This is a genomic window from Agrobacterium cavarae (genome assembly GCF_004310285.1).
In the GTDB taxonomy this organism is placed as follows: domain Bacteria; phylum Pseudomonadota; class Alphaproteobacteria; order Rhizobiales; family Rhizobiaceae; genus Agrobacterium; species Agrobacterium cavarae.
In genome coordinates this window covers 54584-74009 of the sequence record NZ_SISF01000020.1, presented here as the reverse complement: position 1 = coordinate 74009, position 19426 = coordinate 54584, and the positions used below count along the sequence as shown (strand labels likewise).

Below are 19426 nucleotides of genomic sequence, written 5' to 3'. Positions count from 1 at the left end.
ACCGTGTAGCCGGGTACATCGAGGCGCGTCGCGCCTGGGGTGAAGGCGTTCGGAGAATATCCGCCGACCGTCTTTCCTACATAGCGTACACCGCCACCGATCTTCACGCCCTCCAGGGCGCCGCTGTCAAACGTATAGTCTCCCCAAAGCGATGCGGTCAGATCGGGAATGCCGATGGGATAGTCCCCGACATCAGCGCCGAGGCCCTTCACGATCTCGGCCTCGGTGTAGGTGAAGGCGCCCGTGACGTTGATGTTGTCGGTCACGGCGGCCCTCGCTTCGAACTCAAGGCCGCGCGAGCGCTGCTCGCCACTTTGGTAGCGCGTGATCGGGTTGAGGGCGGTCACGACATCGTGCTGAGTGATGTCGAAATAGGCCAGCGTGAACAGGCCGTCGAAACCCGCCGGCTGATACTTGACCCCGATTTCGAACTGTTCCGCCGTCGAAGGCTTGAAGGCGGCGCCTTTTGCGTCCGCTCCGCTTACCGGCAGGAAGGAGCTGGAGTAGCTCGCATAAGGCGCAACGCCGTTGTCGAAATTGTAGATCAGACCGACCTTGCCGCTGAACGCGCCGTCGTCCTGTGTCTGGCTGCTACCGTTCAGATAGTTTTCCGTCGTCGTCCGAATAGCGTCATAGCGGCCGCCAAGAACCATCGTCCAATTGTCGAGAGCGATTTGGTCCTGCAAATAAAGACCCGATTGACGGATGGACTGCTGCTGGTTGGTGATGCGCGCCAGCACCAGGTTGCTCGCCGTTCCATAGACCGGGTTGAGGAAGTCGATCGACGGTGCCCCGCCGTAGTCCCTGATCTGGCGCCAGTCCGAATATTGATAGTCGAAGCCGAAGAGCGCGGTGTGCTGGAGGCGGCCGGTATCGAACTCGCCCTGCAACTGCAGGTCCGACGTGACGCCGTGGATCGCCTCATCCTGGCCCAGCGCATAGCGGTTGATCGTATGCCCATCCGGCGCCATGCCGCTCGTTGCGACATCCTGCGTTACGGTGGTCAGGTCGAGATAACGCAGGTTGTGGCGGACAGTCCAGGTTTCGTTGAAGCGATGCTCGAATTCGTAACCCAGCATCGCCTGCTTTCGGTCGAAGCCATGATATGCCGGGTCGCCATCGTTGAACGAGCGCGGAATCTTGCCGGCCGGGCTCGACCAGAGCGTGCCCACCGTGGGCAGGATGCCATAGTAGCCGCCTTCCGGGTCGTGCTGATAGCTGCCCATCACCGTCAGCCTCGTATCTTCATCCGGCGACCAGGTGAACGACGGCGCGATGTAGCGCCGCTCTTCCTCGGCATTGACCACTTGCGTATCGGATTTCCGGGCAAGCCCGATGATGCGGTAGAGCATTGTGCCTTCCGCATCGAGCGGGCCGGATGAATCGAAGGCAGCCTGCATGCGGTTATGGCTGCCGAACAGCACCTCGACTTCGTTCTGCTGCTCGCTGATGGGCCGCTTCGAGACCGAATTGATCAGACCACCGGACATGCTTCCTCCGTAAAGGGTGGAGGAAGGCCCCTTGAGGAATTCGATCCTCTCGACGCCGTACGTCTCGATCTGCGGGAAGGCGTAACCGCCTCCACGCAGCAGCCGCAGGCCATCGACAAACTGGACCGGGTCGGTCGGGGAGCCGAAACCACGGATATAGGGAATATCGTAGCGGGTTGCCGAACCGCGGACTTCGGCGGCGACGCCTGCCGAATAGCGAAGCGACTGGGCGAGGCTTTGCGCGCCTTGAGCCTCCGCCTGCTCCCGCGTCACGATACTGATGGATTGCGGCGTCTGCATAAGCGGCGTGTCGGTCTTGGTGCCCGTGGCACTCCGCTTGGCCACGTAGCCGTCCACCGGTCCCCATGCAGTCTCGCCCGAGATCACAATAGGCGCGAGCATGGTGGCATCGCCAGTTGAACCCGCAACGTCAGACCGTGCGACAAGGGCGGCAGATCCCGGCGCACCAATCCTGACAGAAATCCCGCTTCCTGCAACCAACCGGTTCAGTGCGGCGGTCGGCGTCGCACTCCCCTGAATGCCTGGGGACTGCTTTCCGCGAACGAGTGCAGACGAATAGCTGATCTGCCAGCCGCTTTGGTTGATGAACGCATCGAGCGCGGAGGACAATGATTGCGACGGAATGTTGAAAGACACCGATTGCGATGACGAGGCCGCCGATCGTGCTTGCGCGAACACCGGCGCTTGCGTAGCAAGCAAAGCGGAGCCGAGCACCGTGGCCGCAAGCAACCTTCTCATCGTCAACCTATGTTTTGCTCGCCCCACGTCCTGCATGCGATTGTAGTGTGACCGTCCCGTCATCATTCCAAGATACCCTCACTCGAATACTCTGAGGGTCGCCTCGCATCCTGCTGAACGCCACCCTCAAACTGATTGACGCAGCAGGTTTTACGATCCGGCAAAAAAAGTTGTCATTTTAACGAAGGATTATTATGCCGCCTGGAAGACGGGTCATGCCGACGCCAGCAGCGTCAGCCAAAGTGCGGATTGCACCCTCGATATTGTCGAGGCGGTAGTTACCCGACACGACCAGTTGCTCCACCCGATTGCTCGCAATGAACACTCGACCGTGATAATAGCGACCGAGTTCGTCAATCACGCTTCCAAGTCGTACATCATCGAAGGCGATGCGGCCGTTGCGCCAGGCAAGGACTCTACTGGGATCAGAGCTTGAGATCTCGGAAAGCGCAGTTGCCGAGGCCGTGACCGTTTGCCCTGCAAGCAGCTGTGCTTCTCCCCGGGACGCGCACAGACAGGTAACGTCGACCAGGCCGCGTTCGAGAACAACAGTGGTTTGCGAACTGTCTGTGCGAACGGAGAAAGCTGTTCCCCTCACCTCTACTTTTCCGTAGTCGCCAGCAACCTGAAACGGATGAGCCTGATCGTGTTTGACGTCGAAGTATGCTTCGCCTTTAAGCAGTTGAACCCGTCTTCGGCCATCATCGAAATCGATGCTTACGGCTGTGTCAGTGTTCAGGAACATGCTTGACCCATCTGGCAGGGAGACCAACGACTGATTGCCTGTCGCAGTCGCATAGTCAGCTTGATATGCCACCATCATAGCCGGCCCCTGCCATAATCCGACAGAGACGATCACGCATGCAGCAACTGCCATTGTGCGGATTGTCCAACGTGCGGACCGACGCGCAGAAACAAGATGTTTTGATGAGGAAGGCGTCAATTGCGAGATCGCTCGTTCGAAAGACCGCGATCCCCAAATCTCGTTAAGTTTATCGAACTCCTGCCTGTGGCGCACGTCCTCGTCTAGCCAGCGCTCGAAAAGCTGCCACTCCTCGTTCAAAGTTTCTGCACCCTGGAGGCGAACGAACCATTCTAATGCCGCGTCAGCGATGGGATCATCGTGCTCGTAGCAGGTTTTTATCTTCCGTGGGGTGGTGCTATCGCCGCCTATCACCGATACCATCCATTCGTCAGTAACAAAGCCTTCTTACAACCTACTAGACGTTCGGCGACCGGAGATCCGGCAAACATTCCTTTACAGCAGGCGGGTATTGAGGATCTTTGCAAGCTCGTCATGGCTACGCCCATCAGTTTTTCTCATGCCGGGTAACTGCATCGCGGCAATGTGCCATGGCCATCTTCAGGTCATTAAAGACCGTTCGCTCTGATACTCCGAGATGTTCTGCGATGCGATAGTGAGCCCAACGTTCTATCCTCGCTAGAATGAGGACCGTCTGTGCGCGCGCCGGAAGATCGTGTAGAGCGCGCTCGAAAGCTGTAAATTTTTGCCGCTCTATGATCTCAGTCTCGATCAGGACGACATCACTTGCAACATTCTCGGTAACATTGTCATCAAGTCCGACCGATTCCACCACGTTGCGTGAACCCGTTCGGCGCAGGTGATCCAGTGCCAGGTTGCGGGCGGTTTGATGCAGAAAACCTTCCGGATGCTCTACCTCACCGTCATCAAATGCTTTTTTCGCGCGAACGTAGGTTTCCTGTGTGAGATCCTCGGCTGTATGTGGGTCACGGACAATGCGCATAACGGTTGAAAGCAGCGAGCGCCGGTGAAGAGCAAATACGGAGTTCAGGATGGCTGACACGGCTGCCTCGACATATTCCGATCGGGCTTGCAACGCCAACCACTGGAACGACGCGCTGTTGACGCATGGCTCATGATGATAGGCTGCTGCACATTCGAATTCCATCTTAGGGATCTGCCAGCTCACAGGTGCGAGAGCATCTCGCTCTAGATATACTAAAAACATGATAATGTAAGTACACTTTTCGATTTTTGATCGTGTACCATAGACGTAAGCAGCTCGGCTCTTCTAATCTAAGAATCCCGTTATCGCCTTGAAGGGATATGAACCGGCGACACGTTATTCTGCCCAACTCGCAGAGACGATCCAGGCCCCTGCCGTCCTGGCCTCAGACGCTCCATGGGTCTACAAGGACTACCCCTGTTCCCTGGAAGTCCCAAATATTCCGCGTCACCACCGCCAGTCCGTGGACAAGCGCCGTGGCGGCAATGATTGCATCAGCTTCATTACGGCGATCTGGTATATGCAAGTGGGCGCAACGAGTAGCAACAACATCATCGATTACAATTGTGCGCTCAGCAAACTCCGGGCGAACCCGGCCATCCATCCATGCACGTAAACGAGAGCCTTGCGCAAGGTCGCGGCGCTGAACGCTAAGTATCCCGCGCTCAAGCTCTAAAATTGTTATCGCAGAAATGCAGAGATCACGGGCATCGTGCGCACCTATCCAAGCCGTTACATTCGGATCGGCTTTTCCGTCGCCCACCTTTCGAAGTTCGGAGACGACGTTTGTATCGAGCAAATATTTCAAGACAGATCAACTTCGCGGGTTGCTATTATCGATCGAGGAGGATCGAAATCGATCGCCGACAAACCCGGCATCGATAGCGCATCGACAAGATTATGACGTTTCCCTGTTAGACGCTCAAACTCACCATAAGTCATCAAGACGTGCGATGGCCTGCCCCGATCAGTAATAACGACAGGTCCAGCCTCAGCAGCCTTCTTTGCTCTGCCAACATCGTGGTTCAATTCGCGGCTGGTCAAACTGATGGTACCCATACGAAGCTCCATGTAGAAACATACCTACATATATGACCCCTGTCCTGAATACGCAATGCCCTTGTGGCAAATTGGGTTCTTGGCCAGGTTTTAGCTCTTGAGTAGATTCGAACCTGCGACCGGTCCTCATCCCGGTGAAAGAACTTTTACGTATCTGAAAGTTAAGAGTTATCGCAGTTTCTCCCTATCCCATTGCCATAACTGGTCCGCCTGCCTGAAACACCCTCGAGATCCGACGCAATGCGGCCGTCGTGCGATCACCGGTGACATTGGATATTAACATCACGTCCAAATGAGGTAACTGCGGAAGTCCCCGGGCCTCGACTTCGACCGCGCCGGCGGGCGCACCACTGCGCGCCATTAGCGCAATCCCTATCCCGGCCTCTGCCGCAGCCCCGACTGCAGCCTCACCTGTTCCAACGAAGACTTCGCGTCAAGAGAGATTTGCCGCGCCCATTGCTGCCATTCCACGAAGCACTACAAGTCGCGCTGTGGGATCTTGCAGCCAAACAGGCCGGCATGCCGCTGCACCGACTTCTCGGCAGCAGGCGTGATCGCGTCCGTGCCTATGCCAGCGGCCTTGATTTTCACCTAAGCGACGAGGCATTTTGCGCGCTCTTCTCGTATGCTTCGAGCCTGGGGTATACAGCGTTCAAGATCAAAGTCGGCCATCCAGACTTCAGTCGTGACCTAAAGCGACTTGATCTCCTTCAGCAATCAGTGCCGAAAGGGTCGTTGATGATGATCGATCCCAATGAGGCATGGAACTCGAGAGAGGCGCTAGTCAAGCTGACTGCCATTCGCGACGCCGGGCATGAGTTGCTCTGGGTCGAAGACCCTATTCTGCGCCATGACTTCGAGGGCCTGCGCACGTTGCGTCATGCGGTCAACTGGACCCAAATCAACAGCGGCGAATATCTCGATATGCCCGGAAAGCGCATCCTTCTCGAAAACATGGCACGGATCTGCTCAATGTCCACGGACAGGTGACAGATGTCATGCGTATCGGCTGGCTTGCCGCGGAAATGGGCATACCGATCAGCCTCGGCAATACTTTCCTTGAAGTCGGCGTCCACATGGCCACAGCTCTCCCAGAGGTCGAATGGCTGGAATATTCCTTCCAGAATTTCGACCATCTCGTGGAAACGCCTATCGAGATTCGCGACGGCTACGCTTACGCGCCGGACAGACCCGGCCACGGGCTGGTACTTTCAGAGGAAGCCAGACAAGATTGGGCACCGCCCAAGCGTCTGGAGAGAACACAACTCGGGGCGGCAACGAAGAATAATCGTCTCCCGATTGAGCAAGGACCTGCCCCGACAATATAATCCGACGCCAGATACCAAAAGGGATGCGATAAAAGGAGTATCTGGATATGAGAAGGGCGATAGCGCAAGATCGTCACGCTGCATTATTGCCTGTTATCCAGACGACGAGGACGACCGGCAACCGTGCTGCATATGCAGTTCCATCGTCGCAACGCTTCGCGAACGTGGAGTTCTTCTCCAGCAATCGGCGCTATCGAACGGATCCCTTTGCCGACCTTGGCATAGGCCCGGCGAAGAAAACTCTGATTGAACACATCCCCCTCGGTAGGCATCATCACTTTGTAGCTGTTCGAGTTTCACTCCATGACTGGCCAGACGCCCTCTCACTGGCGCGCTCAGCATCAGAAGCGCCAGCTGCATCGAAAGTAAAATTGCTTCTAACGTCACCACACATATGCACCGCAAATCGTTACGACCGCGACAAGGATAAGGTCTCGTGCGCGGCCTCGCGATGGGACGTTCGGCGATGAAAGCAAGGCGTTCTTTCAAAGCTGGATGGCGGCTTTGCCGCGTTCCTCAAATCGAATACTTTTGCCCAGCCATAGGTGATCAGGTCACTCCGTATTGGTGAGCGCGGCTAAGCGCTCGCCAATCCAAGGCATCCGTTCTTTGATCTCAGCGAACGACGCGTGAGAATCTATACTTAGCGGCACCCTGCGTCTCAGAAAGTTTGCCAAGAAGGCTTCTCAGGTGGACGAGCGTCGTAATCCTCGCGTGACTTTCGAAACAGATCGGAATTTTCGACGACCCACGTCCAAAGTGGAATCATGCGGATAAGAAGTCCCATGCCAAGTTCTGTCAGTTCGTATTCCACGCGTGGCGGCATTTCGACGAGATCGTATCGGGTAACGAGCCCATCCCGCTCTAGCTGGCGTAGTGTGCGGGTCAGCATCCTCTGCGTGACGCCATGCATTCGTCGTCCAATATCCGCGTGCCGAAGTCTACCGTACACTCCAAGGGTGTGGATCACGCCAAGCGACCACCTGTTTCCGGCATGCGTCAGAACTTCGCGTCTCACACCGTCTTCGTCTTCTCGGAGACCGTCACAGACCGCTTGTGAATAGCTGAGGATTTCTTCTCTGGTCATTTCCCTTGCCTTCGGCATCATACCCGGTTCGTTTTATCAACCCTTGGAAACATTTGCCATCTCAATGGTCCGGAGTATGGTCATAACAACGAAAAACAAATATCACTCACTGATCGTCTCCAAACAATCAGGCGAGCTAGGACGAGCATACGAAAGAAAAATATGAACAAGAATCTAAGGTAGCTTGCCACTCGCACCGACAACGCTCGCGAATGGCTTAATGCCACCATAGCCTTTCGTTTTCTGAGGGTTCTAAAACAATTCCCTGCTGATGCCGAATAAAGTTTGCTGATCGCTTCGCACGGTTAGTTGGCCCGTTCACCCCACGCCACCAGCTTGCCCTCCATAATTTGGCTCTCGCATATCCGAACAAGGATGAAAGCGAACGACTCGAAATCGCCCTGGCGAGCTGGGAACACATTGGCAGGCTTGCTGCTGAGTATGTCTTCCTAGATCAACTGTTCGATTATGATCCCAAGCAGACTCAGCCAGGGCGAGTGGAAGTTTCTGGAATTGCAGAGTTCGCAGAGCTTCGACCATAAACGCCTGTTCATTGTGTTTACTGCGCACACAGGCGATTTCGAACTGCTCGCGGTCGTTGCAGCCACTTTCGGTCCCAATGTGACTTCCCTGTTTCGTCCTCCAAACAACCCCTATGGCGCTGAGCAACTTTCCAGGTTTAGAAGAAGGAGGATCGGAAACCTTGTGCCCTCCCACGCAGGATCTGCGTTCGCACTCGCCCGTCAGTTGGATTGTGGTGGCGGTGTGGGGATTCTGGTCGATCAGAAGTTTCGGAAGGGTCTGCCGACCAAGTTCTTCGGTGAGGACGTCAGAACCAACCCCCTGCTGGCAAAATCAGTCCGGCAGTTCGATTGCGATGTTTTTCCGGCTCGGTGCATTCGTTTGCCCTACAATCGGTTCCGGTTAGAGCTTGAGCCCAAGATTAAAATTCCTCGCAACAAGCAAGGCGCAGTGGATTTCCAGCAGACAGCGCAGCTTCTGAATGTGAAGCTAGAAACCTGGATAAGGCAATACCCAGAGCAGTGGCTCTGGTACCATGATCGCTGGGACCACAGACAAAAAAACTAGGTACGAGTGTCGTCGGCCCTGCAGTGTCCGCAATCGAATACTTTGCGGTGCCAAGGCAATCTGCATCAGTGGCTCATCGCTGGCAGAGGATGATCGCTATAGGGGCGAATTGCTGCGACCCAGTTCCTCGCAGACTGCAGTTGAAAAATTGTTCCCGCCAAAACAGGAGCATCCACACGCGACACTCCCGGTTGGCAACTCTAAAATTGCGAGATCAAAGTGAGTATTCTTCGCGCCTTGCTAGTGCGTTTACGAGGTGCCTCTTGTCGAGGATTGCATGAACGCCTTTGTTGATGTCAACCAGCTGAGTTACGTGGAGATCGGCCACGAGTGAACACAACATATATGCCTGGTTCCGATCCAGATTCGTACGTTCGCATATCAGCCTTATCATCTCACGCACCGATTGCCGGGCTGCTTCATCAAGGTCGCTATTGAAACCCATCGAGATGAGTTTGTCTGGGGTCTCCGCGAATGGCTGAGCCAGTTTCATGTCCTTGCGCACGGTAAGGCGAAAGACTCCGTTGAGTGCTGTCTCCAGCGCTGTGATACAAACCTCACCGTGTCCCTGGCATCCATGTCCGTCACCGGCGCTGAACAATGCGCCTTCGTTGAATACAGGGAAATAAACGGTGCTTCCTGGCCGGAGATCTTTATTGTCCATATTGCCGCCAAACGCCCGTGGTTCCGGGGTGCCAATTCGGCCCCATTCCTTTGGTGGCGCAACACCCATGATGCCGAAGAAGGGATCAAGGGCAATCTCCAGTCCCCACGGCAATTTCGCCATCTGCCGATTGCGATCGATCGAAACGTGCATGCGCTCGTAGTTGGTGAATTCCTCCGGCAATGTTCCCAGAAGGGGCAGGATGGCGCAGAAGCCCCAGTCTTGGCGGGGTGTGGCTTCCAGAATATCAACCTGTAAGACGTCCCCGGGCATTGCGCCTTCCACGAAAATCGGTCCTGTGAGCACGTGGGGACCGACAGGGCCAGCCACAACTTTTCCGTCGCCGCCGCCTGGTACCAGATTGTCCAGCGCAATGCGGTGATCTGGCGTAACTAGCGTGGAATTAGGGGGAACATCCTCTTCAAAGCAGGCAGGTAGCGTATGCAGCATCACTTCCGCTCCGGAAGGAACGGTCAGTACTGGCTTGGTCTCCGCATCGAAATAGCCCCAGTAAAGGTTCTCAGGAGAGGCTTTTACTTCAAACATCATGTATCACTTTCTATTTAGATTGAAAGATGTCGTTTCACAGCTTCATCGTTTATGTCCGATGCGGCGCCATGCAGCACAACTTCGCCTCGGGAAAGGACCACTACGTGGTCCGAGATGGAGCGGGCGAAATCGAAATATTGTTCAACAAGCAAGATCGAGAGGCGACCGCGCAATTGCGCGATCACGTCTTCGATGCGGCTGACAATCGAGGGCTGAACACCCTCGGTTGGCTCATCGAGGATCAGCAACTCGGGCCGCGTTACAAGCGCGCGTGCTATACTCAACTGCTGCTGTTGCCCCCCGGAAAGATCCCCGCCTCGGCGCTTCCACATCTCTCCGATGACAGGGAAGAGCGCGACGGCCTCCGCGATTACCTCCTCGGGTTCTTCGACCTTCGCCGCCGCCGCCGCGATTTCGAGATTTTGTCCGACCGTGAGATTTGCGAAAATCTCGCGCCCCTGGGGGACGTATCCGAATCCTTCTCTTACGCGACGAAATGGCGGCAAGATCGCAACATCTTGATCGTTCCAGGAAATTTTGCCCGAGGTCGCTGGGAGAACTCCCATCAGGCAACGCAGGAGCGTCGTTTTACCGGCGCCATTGCGTCCCATGACAGCGGTGCAGCCCTTTGTTGCGGTCTGAAATGAAATATTTTTCAGCGCATGGCTGCTGCCGTAGTGCAGATTTAGCTTCTCTATGGTCAGTCCCATGATCATCGCCCCAAATAGACTTCAACGACACGTGGATCCGATTTGACCGCATCCATTCGTCCCTCGACCAGAAGCTGACCTCCATCCAGAACGATTACCCTGTCCGCAACTTTTTCGACGAACTCCATATCGTGCTCGATGACGACAATGGCGCGATCGGGGCTTTTCAGCTTTGCGATCAAGTCCGCCGTTCGCTCCGTTTCACTGTCGCTCATCCCCGCCACGGGTTCGTCCAGAAGAAGAACCCGCGGCTCCTGCATCAGCAGCATGCCGATCTCCAACCATTGTTTCTGGCCATGGCTGAGCGTGCCGGCGATTTGATCGTGCTGGTCCGCCATCCCGATCGTTTCAAACGTCTGTTCGATCAATGCTACTTGCTGCGCGGTTGGCAGAGAAAACAGCTCCATAATCGTTCTGCGCTTTGAGACGTTCAACGCCAGCATGAGGTTCTGCATCAAGGTCAACGCTTCGAAAATGCTCGGTTTCTGGAACTTCCGGCCAACGCCGGCAAGAACGATCTCGGGTTCTTGAAGTTTCGTCAGCTCAATCCGCCGATCCAGCGTGATGCAACCATTTGAAACCGAGCTTTTCCCGGTTATGGCATCCAGCAGTGTCGTTTTTCCTGCGCCGTTTGGGCCAATGATCGCGCAAACGGTTCCGTAATCGACATGAAATGTTAGATTGTTGATTGCCCGGAATGTCCCGAAGGTCACGGTAACGCCATCAACCTGAAGTGCCTCGGTCATCGCGCCATCTTTCTTACTTTCGTTGCGAACATCCCCGGCAGATCGCTCAGGCCATTCGAAAGCATCACCACAACAAAAAGCACGAGTGCGGAGAGAATGAACGGCCAGAGATCGGGTGCAACAGCCGTCAGAATGAACTTCAGAGTGCTGATGACGATCGCTCCCAACAGCGCGCCAGAAAGCGAACCGCGCCCGCCGATCGCCACCCATACGGCGATTTCCAGCGAAAGATCGGGCGCCAGAACCCTCGGGTTAACGATCCCGACCTGAGGCACATAAAGAACTCCGGCAAGCGTTGCTAAGATTGCCGACAGCGTCCAGATGCCGAGTTTGACCCATAGCGTTTCGCGACCAAGAAATCGCAGGCGAGCCTCGTCGTCCCGGATGGCAACAAGCATTTGACCGAAACGGGACGTCACTAATCTTGCCATTGCGAATAGCAGCAAGGCCGTGCAAAGCACAGATATTGCAGCAAGAAATGCGACGGTACGGCGTTCAGCAAGAGGCCATGAAAGCAGAGTGCTAAATCCGGTCATGCCGTTGTTTCCACCGAAACCGGTATCGTTGCGAAACATCAGCAGCATGGCGATGTAAACGAAAGCCTGGGTGATGATGGAGAAATAGACCCCGACCACCCGCGCCCGAAAGGCACTGTAGCCAATCACAAAGGCCACGAGCGCACTGACGCAAATGGCGACAAGCAGCGCGTATGGCGCAAATTCGAAGCCCGCGTAATAGAATGGCAGGTCGCTCCATCCCATGAATACCATGAAGTCCGGCTGTGCGCCCGTTGAGAGATAACCGACTTTCACCATGTGCATGGCAACGACATAGCCGCCGATGGCAAAGAACAGTCCATGACCAAGACTGAGAATCCCCGCGTATCCCCAGATGATATCGAGCGATATGGCAAGTATGCCGAACGTCGCTATCTGGCCGACGAGATTGAGGACGTAGCTTGACGGCCCGGCGCCCGTGACGCCGCACGCCAATATAAGTAGGCCGAGACAAACCAGAAGCATTGCAATGACATCATTGGTTCGGCGTTCGGCTGCAACTTTTTGGCGATAGGAGAACAGGATGTCTCGCATATTAACGCCTCCCCTTCTGGGCAATCATGCCTTCTGGACGAAACTGAATAAAAACAACGATGATCAAAAGAGCGATGACCTTTGCTGCGACCGCTCCGTAAACGGGTTCTATGATTACGTTGATCATCCCTATGCTCAGGGCCGCAACCGCGGTGCCGACGAGACTGCCGACGCCGCCAAGGACCACGATCATGAAGGCATCCACGATAAACCCTGTGCCCATGCCGGGGTTAACGGTGTAGATTGGAGACAGCGCGAGACCGGCGAGACCGGCCAGCCCGGCACCCAAGCCAAACGCGACCATATCCACGAACCGCACCGAAACGCCGATACAACTCGCCATGGTGCGATTTTCTGTAACCGCGCGAATAAACATACCGAGCCGGGTAAAACGCAGGACGACGAGAGCAGCGCACAGTACGATGAACGCGAATGCTATTGCGAAAAGGCGGTTCCAGGTCACGAAAAAGTCAGCGAATATGTGAACGCCGCCGCTCAAAAAGACGGGGGTGACAAATTCCAGATTCTGCGTTCCAAACAGCACCCGCACCAGATTGATGAGCAGCAGGCTAATCGCCCAGGTGGCCAGCAACGTCGTCAACGGACGCTTATATAAATGGCGGATGACAGTTACTTCCATCGCGACGCCGACGCCGCCGGTAACCAGGAAAGCAAATGGTATTGCTATCAACAGATAATAGCCCACCAATCCCGGCGCCAGCAGCTTCAAGGCCTCCTGCACCAGAAAGGTGACATAGGCCCCGATCATGATCAGTTCGCCTTGCGCGAGATTGATGACCCCCATCAACCCGAAAATGACAGCTAGACCCATCGCAGCCATGAAGAGGATGCTGGCATAGCTCAATCCGCTGAAAGCCAATTGGGAAATCTGGCCAATCTCGAGCCACAACCTTATCTGCGAGATTGCTGAAGCAAGGGCTTTTTGGATTTCGGCGTTTTCAGTCGTCAGATTTTTCTGCGCCTCTAAAAGCAAGCTCAAGTTGTGACTTGACGGAGAGGCCGCTAAAGTCGCTATGGCCGTCAGCTTTTTTGCCGGATCGCCGTCTTGCAGCGCTCCTGAAGCGACAAGATCTCTCAGCTTTTCCGCCAGCGCACTATTGGTCGCAAGATTTGCAGCGCGCTCGATGAGCGCGATCGGAACCATCTGGACCCGCTTGCCCAGTTCCTCGGCATCTCTCATCGCGCCAGGGCCGCCGGTATCGACGAGCAAGCGAAGCAGCGCTAAACTTGCGTCCACTTTCCCCCGCATTCTGAGATTGACCAAGGCGCCCGTTTTCATTTCAGGCGCGTGCGATGCTGGCGCCAGTGAAATAGCCGAAAGCATCTCCTTCGACGTGATCACCACCGCTTCGGGCCCTTCGCAAATCAGGGCTCGTCGGCTGATCGCGTCCAGAATTGTCAGACCCCAGGCGGGTTCGACATTGTTGGCCTCGACGGCGAGAAGGAGATCGGAAACACCATTTAGTTGTTCTGCTGCCGCTGATGAGCATAGCCGTGCGACTATATTCTGTTTCGTTGTTTCGTCTGCTTTGGCCGCCCCTAGGGCAATGACCAAAAACAGCATCGAGAGCAAGCCCCGCCACAAAGTGGCGGGACCGGTCGTCCAAAATGACATTTTAAGATTTCCCATGACGAGATCACATATACGGACTGAATGGCACGGGCTTCGGGGTGTCTTTTGACTGCCAAAGGATATCGAACCCTTGGGTTTCTTTTACCGAACCGATGAACACGCCCCGCGAAACGTAGTTGTTTTCGGCGGTCATCTTGATGTCGTAACCCGAAGGGCAATTGAAGCTCAGCCCATCAAATGCGGCACGAACGGCATCAGGATCGGCCTGGCCAGCCTTTTCCACGGCCTTGGCCCACAGGTGGACGCCGTCATAGGCGGAAACCATTGGATCGATAACCGTCGTCGGTGAATATGGAAGACTTCCGCTTTTAACGTAGTTCCCCCAGTTCGCCTTGAAAGCTGTGTTGGCAGGCGCTTCGGCGTTTTGCAGATAGGCCCAGCAATTGAGGTGCCCGACGAGTGTCGTCGTATCAAGCCCCTCGAGATCCGCCTCAAGCATATCCAGGCCGAGAACGGGAATGTCCGTCGCCTTGATCCCCTGATTGATGATTTCCTTTAAAAAGTCAGGAATGGAAGAACCGACAACCGTCAGAATGATGATGGGCTGGCCGCCAGGCTGGTTAATAAATTGGCGGATGTCATTGACGATCGTCTGAAAATTCGAAAACCCGACAGGAACATAGGTTTCTTTCCACGAGCTTTCGTCGAAGCCCTTTGATGCCCAATAGCCCTTGCAAATCTTGTTGATCGTCCGCGGCCACACGTAGTCCGAACCGAGCATGAAGAACCGCTTTGCCTCGCCGCCCTCGGGACCCATGAGATATTCGAGTGCCGGCAAAACCGAACTCGCGGGAGGCGAGTTCAGGTAAACAACGTTCTTGGAATTTTCTTCACCCTCGAAATGCAATGGATAGAACAGCAAACCGTTATTCTGCTCCACGACTGGGAGCACCGATTTGCGGGAAACAGAAGTCCAGCAACCGAACAGCGCAGAGCATTGATCCTGCAGCAAAAGCTGGCGGCCCAGCTGTGCATAAAGCGGCCAGTCGGAAGCAGGGTCGGTCGCCAGTACCTGCACCTGCTTGCCCAGAACGCCGCCCTTCGCGTTCAATTCATCCGCCGCCATTTTGACGACGGCATTCAAGCGACCTTCGATGTTTGCCATCGTTCCAGATGATGAGAACAAGCATCCGAGCTTTAGCGTTTCGGCTGCTCGAGCGCGGCTGGCTATGAGGGCGGGCGTGGCAAGAGCGACGCCTGCAGCGGCAGTATTTATAAGGAAACTTCGACGATCCATCCTATTGCTCCGATTTAGCGGCGACCCACTCGCCCAACATCTCCATGGTTGCAAAGCCCATGCCAATTTATTTGCGCATCGCAAATAAATCTCATACTTATGAAATTATTGAATAATTTATTATCGATGTCGGGTTGGAAGGACCATCGGCTCACGCCGAAAATCCCCCTGCCCACTAAACGGGCAGCGAGTGCACACATACGAAGCAGATAGAGATCTTGCTTATTTGTTGGTCCGTATTGAATTTTCGGCATGGATCAAGCAAACGTAGCCCGAATGTACTCTTAAAAGTCGCAACATGCTGGTCCCTGCCTCTCGCCTTAAACTGTTGAAAAAGGCTGCTGTCCTCGCCGCAGTTCGCCATAAGCCTGGGGTGTCCCGGCGCGAACTTGCACGCCAGCTCGAAAGCACCGATTCCAACCTCTCGCGCATCACGCGTGAGTTGATCGCCGACGGCTTTCTTCTCGAACGTGCGACATCGCCGAAGGCAGTCCGCGGTCGGCCCAATGTCGGGCTGTATTTGAACGGCACCAACATTTTTCTTCTGTGCATCGTGCTTTCAAAATACGAACAAAAAATCTCGATCATTAATCTTTTGGGTCAACGCATCGTGGAGGACATCGTCTCAGGGGAATTGGATAACCTCGCCATAAATCTCCTCAAGAAGTGCTCAGAGATTACAGATCGTCTAGCAAGCCAACCCAATCTTGGTTATCGGAAATTATGTGGCATTGAGCTCGTTTCGTCCCCCGATCTGAACATCCCGGGAGAACTAGATACTGAAGCGTGGCTTAGTGTACTGGCGAGCGAGATCGAGACTCGTTTTTTCGCTCCCGTTAGCAGAGCAGCGATCGCGGACGCGCTGCATATTGCGGAAACCCGGCAAGAGGCGATCATCCCAAAATCGCCGAGCATCATGGTCCATGCTGGGTTTTCTATAGATGTCAGCTTGATTGTCGTTACCGAGAATTCATCACGCAGCACGTTCGAAGGACGGCTCGATAAGTTAAAAACGATCTACGATCCCGTTAGTAACTGCTGGCAACCATTGGATACGGTTGCTTCTGCTGGCGCTGTTCTAAAGCGGCTCGGGCACTTGGATCAAATGGACGGCAGCGGCCAGGACGGTCTGCGTCTTGGCGTTCCCCATGCAATCAGACAGGCAAATGCCCGTGACCGACGAGCCATTCGCGTTTTCCGAGACGCGGGCGCAGCTTTGGGCTCAGCTCTTGCGGGTTTGCTCGCCATTCTCTCGCCGGCGCATATCATCGTAGCCGGCCCCTTAGCCGCTGCCACCCCGTTTGTGGAAGGGCTTGTCTCCGCGCTACCAGAGAATGATGGCGCAGATAATGGCTTGGTGACTGTGGATGTATCAAAGCTTAGTGATCTGGGAGCAGCTGAGTCGGCAGGGCTTGAAGCCCTCGTGTTTTCTTCATCGCTCCTTTGAGTAGAATTGACAATTATATGGCTGCTCGTAATTTGGCCCTCTGCAGCCCGCAAAGAAATCATGGAAGCTATTAGCCTGGATCATCGCATGATTCCACAGCGCCTGCCCCGGTTCCTTGCCACGTCCATTCAGGATAGCCCTTACTATTCCATCGTGCTCGGCGAAGGAGTAGTCGATGCGGTTGAGAGTCCTGAGTTGTAGCCGACGCTACGGTTTAGACGGCGGTGAAGGGCGCGGGCCTGCTCTTCAAGAGAGGGATTGCTGCTGGCGTGATAGATGGCGATGTAAAAGCTCTCGTTCTCACAATAGTAGGCGTCAGACCCTGAAGGAGCGCCACGCGGCACGCGTGATGGCAGGAACGGATGCTACCCGCACCTACGTCAACTCGAAACAGATGGCCTTCTCACGCGATATGGTTTGATAGAGATGCCGCCTCGAGTAGGATACGAACTGAGAGAATTGCGAATGGGTCTTCTCATTCGTATGAAAGACCAGCCGCTGCTGAAGTTGGCGATTGCGACGTAGCGTGACGGAGGAGAGCAAACTATCGCACTCCCCGCCGCACCTTGAGCTCCTCAGTTAGACGTCAAGTTCGCGTTGATCCAATCGGAAACATCCGTGACCTTGATGTTTTCTCGTACGTTGAACGTGCCGGCCTTGTCCCATGCCATGCCTCGCCCGATACCGAAGGCAGCTCGATACTTGCGCATCATGTTCTGCGGATCGTTTGCCAGTTCTTCCATAAGGACTGGCACCGTCCATTCGGACCGGCTGATGGGCTTTTTCAAACCCGCTTGCAGCTTGTCAGCGAGCTGACCATAGGTGACCGTGTCCCCCGCCAGGAATACGATTTCGTTGGCAATAGTCGGCTCATAGAACACGATTTCAGCAGTGAGCACGCCGATATCGTCGGGCGTCGTCACTGTGACAGCGTTGTCGTAGTTGCCAAGGGCCCTGACCGTGCTGTTTTCCAGATCGACGACACCAAATTCTGGCTCGAACAAATAGCTCATGAACATGCCCGTGGAGATGATCACCCATTCGGTCTTGTTTTGCGAGCGCAGCAGCTCACGCACATCAAGCTGCGCATCGAAGATATCCTGCGGACCACCTCGACCGATTGCTTCGAAATCAACACCGAACTGCCACGGAAAGTAGCGCGGGATCCCTGACTGCAGAGCAGCCTTTGCCAGTTTCATCGGCGTGTCGATGCCAGCTGCATAGCCTGTACAGCCAATGACGGTGTCATACCGCGAAAACAGAGAAGCCAATTCGTCAATTGAACTTTTAACCAGATCACCAAAGACGATCTCGATCCCCAAGTCCCGGATTTCAGCAATATCGCGCTGCTTGGCGGGTGAAGCAGACTCTACGGCGCTCGCCCGCAACAGAACGCTGATCTTCGCGTCGTCGATGTCCTTTGCGCGACGCGCAAGATTGCGCAGGACCGGCATGCCGAGTTCTCCAGCACCCAGCACCAGGATATTCCGTGATTTCACGTTCGAAGCTGTCTGATTCATCTTTTTTTCCTTCAGGAATTCAGTGTCGCCACTACTTGGCAAGGATGGAGTATGAAAGAAAGAAGGTACACGGATGATACTGCAGCAGAACTGCGGTCCGGCCATCAAGGACGCTGATCCGCAAAAGTAATCAACTTCTCTAGCGGGACATAGCGTTCACGGCATTGAACTGTCGATGAGATGACCAGACTCACCAGAGTCCGGAGGATGGGTCTCGTTGTTGAGATCATCAAGTATCTGTTGCTGGCCTCGCACCGAACGAGGCCAGCAACAGCGGTTTAATCCCGCTTGGCTTCCCAGCCCTTGTACTGCGAAACATTGTCACGCGTTACGAGCTTAGGCTCAAGCAGAATGACCGGCTTTTCCGGCTTTTCCCCGTTGAGCGCCTTGTAACCGAGTTCTACCGCGGTGCTAGCCATGATGTATGGGTCCTGGCTTGCGGTCGCTTGTATCGCTGGGTTTGAAGAATCCTTCAGCTCCGCCTCCAGATCGGGCGCTCCATCGACAGACGCGATGATGATGTCTTTGCGATTGAGCTGCTTGATCGCCAGGGCGCTGCCGATGGCCTGAGGATCGGCGACCGCGAAAACGGCATCGATCTTCGGGAAGCGGGTCAACTGAGACTGCATAACAGCGAGGCCACCGTCACGGGAACTCTTGCCGTCCTGATCGTCGGACAAAACCTTGATGCCAGGAGTGGCCGAGAACACCTCCTTGCAACCTTTCACTCGATCAATAATGGCCGAATTCTGCGGGCCGTTCTGGATGATAACGTCGCCCTTGCCGTTAAGCTTTTCGACGATGAACTTGCAGGCCACCTCACCCGCCTTAACGTTATCCGTGGTAACGGTCAGGTCGGCCCCCTTCGCCGCTGTGTCGACAGAAACGACTACGATCCCGGCGTCCTTCGCCTTCTTGATCGCGGGAGCCAGTGCATTCGGGTCGCCCGGGTTAAGCAAGATCATCTGAACCCCCGCGGCGATAAAGCTGTCGATCTGGTCCACCTGCTTGTTCAAATCCTGCTCAAAGCCGACGGTTGTGACCTTGACGTTAGGGTTGATTTTCTTTGCTTCTGCTTCTGCACCATTCGCCAGAGCAACGAAAAATGGGTTGCCGAGCGACGCGAGCGAAATGCCGATCGATTTTAGTTCGGCGGCGGACGCGAATGAGGTGCCGATCGCGAGAAGCGAGACTGCGGTCAGAAGAATGCGTTTCATCGTATGTTCC

General features: G+C 55.1%; 17 protein-coding genes and 1 pseudogene. 4 read left to right on the top strand and 14 right to left on the bottom strand.

What is annotated here, in order from left to right; translation table 11 throughout:
- The 5 genes from EYC79_RS02140 to EYC79_RS02120 all read right to left on the bottom strand — a co-directional run.
- Nucleotides 1-2249, bottom strand: a 2249-nt coding sequence (locus EYC79_RS02140; RefSeq protein WP_165456940.1) for a TonB-dependent siderophore receptor, incomplete at its 3' end; no start/stop codon positions are given.
- Nucleotides 2250-2427: 178 nt separating this feature from the next.
- The gene (locus EYC79_RS02135) at nucleotides 2428-3435 is read right to left on the bottom strand and encodes a FecR family protein (RefSeq protein ID WP_111850956.1); all 1008 of its coding nucleotides are present in this window, start codon (nucleotides 3433-3435) and stop codon (nucleotides 2428-2430) included.
- 124 nt (nucleotides 3436-3559) lie between these two features.
- Entirely contained in the window at nucleotides 3560-4180 is a 621-nt protein-coding gene (locus EYC79_RS02130; protein WP_111850957.1) for an RNA polymerase sigma factor, read from the bottom strand.
- Nucleotides 4181-4403: 223 nt separating this feature from the next.
- Complete coding sequence (locus tag EYC79_RS02125; RefSeq protein WP_111850958.1) at nucleotides 4404-4826, bottom strand: type II toxin-antitoxin system VapC family toxin; 423 nt, start codon at nucleotides 4824-4826, stop codon at nucleotides 4404-4406.
- Nucleotides 4823-5077, bottom strand: a complete 255-nt coding sequence (locus EYC79_RS02120) for a type II toxin-antitoxin system Phd/YefM family antitoxin (RefSeq protein WP_111851021.1) — start codon at nucleotides 5075-5077, stop codon at nucleotides 4823-4825. Before EYC79_RS02120 ends, EYC79_RS02125 begins: the two co-directional genes overlap by 4 nt.
- Nucleotides 5078-5533: 456 nt before the next feature.
- Between EYC79_RS02120 and EYC79_RS23890 the strand changes: the two genes are divergently transcribed.
- Both EYC79_RS23890 and EYC79_RS23885 read left to right on the top strand, forming a co-directional pair.
- Nucleotides 5534-6067, top strand: coding sequence for a mandelate racemase/muconate lactonizing enzyme family protein (locus EYC79_RS23890; RefSeq protein WP_280956435.1), 534 nt, complete (start codon nucleotides 5534-5536; stop codon nucleotides 6065-6067).
- 8 nt (nucleotides 6068-6075) lie between these two features.
- On the top strand, nucleotides 6076-6405 hold the full coding sequence (locus EYC79_RS23885; protein ID WP_280956434.1) for an enolase C-terminal domain-like protein: 330 nt from the start codon (nucleotides 6076-6078) through the stop codon (nucleotides 6403-6405).
- A gap of 661 nt (nucleotides 6406-7066) precedes the next feature.
- Here the strand turns inward: EYC79_RS23885 and EYC79_RS02110 are convergent.
- Complete coding sequence (locus tag EYC79_RS02110; RefSeq protein WP_111851022.1) at nucleotides 7067-7492, bottom strand: winged helix-turn-helix transcriptional regulator; 426 nt, start codon at nucleotides 7490-7492, stop codon at nucleotides 7067-7069.
- A 228-nt stretch (nucleotides 7493-7720) separates the two neighbouring features.
- Between EYC79_RS02110 and EYC79_RS02105 the strand changes: the two are divergent.
- A pseudogene (locus tag EYC79_RS02105) lies at nucleotides 7721-8581 on the top strand (lipid A biosynthesis lauroyl acyltransferase).
- A 214-nt stretch (nucleotides 8582-8795) separates the two neighbouring features.
- On the opposite strand, the gene EYC79_RS02100 reads toward EYC79_RS02105, so the two are convergent.
- The 6 genes from EYC79_RS02100 to EYC79_RS02075 are packed head-to-tail and all read right to left on the bottom strand — an operon-like array spanning nucleotide 8796 to nucleotide 15232.
- A complete protein-coding gene (locus EYC79_RS02100) occupies nucleotides 8796-9794 on the bottom strand; it encodes an acetamidase/formamidase family protein (RefSeq protein ID WP_418121659.1) in 999 nt (332 codons plus the stop codon).
- A gap of 14 nt (nucleotides 9795-9808) precedes the next feature.
- On the bottom strand, nucleotides 9809-10504 hold the full coding sequence (gene urtE / locus EYC79_RS02095; protein ID WP_111851024.1) for an urea ABC transporter ATP-binding subunit UrtE: 696 nt from the start codon (nucleotides 10502-10504) through the stop codon (nucleotides 9809-9811).
- Between the two features lie 2 nt (nucleotides 10505-10506).
- On the bottom strand, nucleotides 10507-11250 hold the full coding sequence (gene urtD, locus EYC79_RS02090; protein ID WP_111850959.1) for an urea ABC transporter ATP-binding protein UrtD: 744 nt from the start codon (nucleotides 11248-11250) through the stop codon (nucleotides 10507-10509).
- Nucleotides 11247-12341, bottom strand: coding sequence for an urea ABC transporter permease subunit UrtC (gene urtC, locus EYC79_RS02085; RefSeq protein ID WP_205654295.1), 1095 nt, complete (start codon nucleotides 12339-12341; stop codon nucleotides 11247-11249). The genes urtD and urtC overlap by 4 nt, the downstream gene beginning before the upstream one ends.
- Nucleotide 12342: 1 nt before the next feature.
- Nucleotides 12343-13977, bottom strand: a complete 1635-nt coding sequence (gene urtB, locus EYC79_RS02080) for an urea ABC transporter permease subunit UrtB (RefSeq protein WP_162734148.1) — start codon at nucleotides 13975-13977, stop codon at nucleotides 12343-12345.
- A gap of 22 nt (nucleotides 13978-13999) precedes the next feature.
- Nucleotides 14000-15232 (bottom strand): urea ABC transporter substrate-binding protein, encoded by a 1233-nt coding sequence (locus EYC79_RS02075; protein ID WP_111850961.1) that lies wholly within the window; start codon nucleotides 15230-15232, stop codon nucleotides 14000-14002.
- 298 nt (nucleotides 15233-15530) lie between these two features.
- Here EYC79_RS02075 and EYC79_RS02070 point away from each other — a divergent pair, with 298 nt between their 5' ends.
- The gene (locus tag EYC79_RS02070; protein WP_111850962.1) at nucleotides 15531-16679 is read left to right on the top strand and encodes a MarR family transcriptional regulator; all 1149 of its coding nucleotides are present in this window, start codon (nucleotides 15531-15533) and stop codon (nucleotides 16677-16679) included.
- A 575-nt stretch (nucleotides 16680-17254) separates the two neighbouring features.
- Here EYC79_RS02070 and EYC79_RS02060 read toward each other — a convergent pair.
- Together EYC79_RS02060 and EYC79_RS02055 are read right to left on the bottom strand one after the other, a co-directional pair.
- Entirely contained in the window at nucleotides 17255-18304 is a 1050-nt protein-coding gene (locus EYC79_RS02060) for an aromatic alcohol reductase (protein ID WP_245495168.1), read from the bottom strand.
- A 173-nt stretch (nucleotides 18305-18477) separates the two neighbouring features.
- Nucleotides 18478-19416: an ABC transporter substrate-binding protein gene (locus tag EYC79_RS02055; protein ID WP_111850964.1), complete on the bottom strand. Its 939-nt coding sequence runs from the start codon at nucleotides 19414-19416 to the stop codon at nucleotides 18478-18480.
- Nucleotides 19417-19426: the final 10 nt, after the last annotated feature.

What these genes read in the sequence shown, in the direction of transcription:
- EYC79_RS02135 (WP_111850956.1), bottom strand. Translation starts at nt 3,435, where the DNA reads ATGGTATCGGTGATAGGCGGCGATAGCACCACCCCACGGAAGATAAAA.
- EYC79_RS02130 (WP_111850957.1), bottom strand. Translation starts at nt 4,180, where the DNA reads ATGGAATTCGAATGTGCAGCAGCCTATCATCATGAGCCATGCGTCAAC.
- EYC79_RS02120 (WP_111851021.1), bottom strand. Translation starts at nt 5,077, where the DNA reads ATGGGTACCATCAGTTTGACCAGCCGCGAATTGAACCACGATGTTGGC.
- EYC79_RS23885 (WP_280956434.1), top strand. Translation starts at nt 6,076, where the DNA reads ATGCGTATCGGCTGGCTTGCCGCGGAAATGGGCATACCGATCAGCCTC.
- EYC79_RS02110 (WP_111851022.1), bottom strand. Translation starts at nt 7,492, where the DNA reads ATGACCAGAGAAGAAATCCTCAGCTATTCACAAGCGGTCTGTGACGGT.
- EYC79_RS02100 (WP_418121659.1), bottom strand. Translation starts at nt 9,794, where the DNA reads ATGATGTTTGAAGTAAAAGCCTCTCCTGAGAACCTTTACTGGGGCTAT.
- urtE (WP_111851024.1), bottom strand. Translation starts at nt 10,504, where the DNA reads ATGGGACTGACCATAGAGAAGCTAAATCTGCACTACGGCAGCAGCCAT.
- urtD (WP_111850959.1), bottom strand. Translation starts at nt 11,250, where the DNA reads ATGACCGAGGCACTTCAGGTTGATGGCGTTACCGTGACCTTCGGGACA.
- urtC (WP_205654295.1), bottom strand. Translation starts at nt 12,341, where the DNA reads ATGCGAGACATCCTGTTCTCCTATCGCCAAAAAGTTGCAGCCGAACGC.
- urtB (WP_162734148.1), bottom strand. Translation starts at nt 13,977, where the DNA reads ATGTCATTTTGGACGACCGGTCCCGCCACTTTGTGGCGGGGCTTGCTC.
- EYC79_RS02075 (WP_111850961.1), bottom strand. Translation starts at nt 15,232, where the DNA reads ATGGATCGTCGAAGTTTCCTTATAAATACTGCCGCTGCAGGCGTCGCT.
- EYC79_RS02070 (WP_111850962.1), top strand. Translation starts at nt 15,531, where the DNA reads ATGCTGGTCCCTGCCTCTCGCCTTAAACTGTTGAAAAAGGCTGCTGTC.
- EYC79_RS02060 (WP_245495168.1), bottom strand. Translation starts at nt 18,304, where the DNA reads ATGGCCGGACCGCAGTTCTGCTGCAGTATCATCCGTGTACCTTCTTTC.
- EYC79_RS02055 (WP_111850964.1), bottom strand. Translation starts at nt 19,416, where the DNA reads ATGAAACGCATTCTTCTGACCGCAGTCTCGCTTCTCGCGATCGGCACC.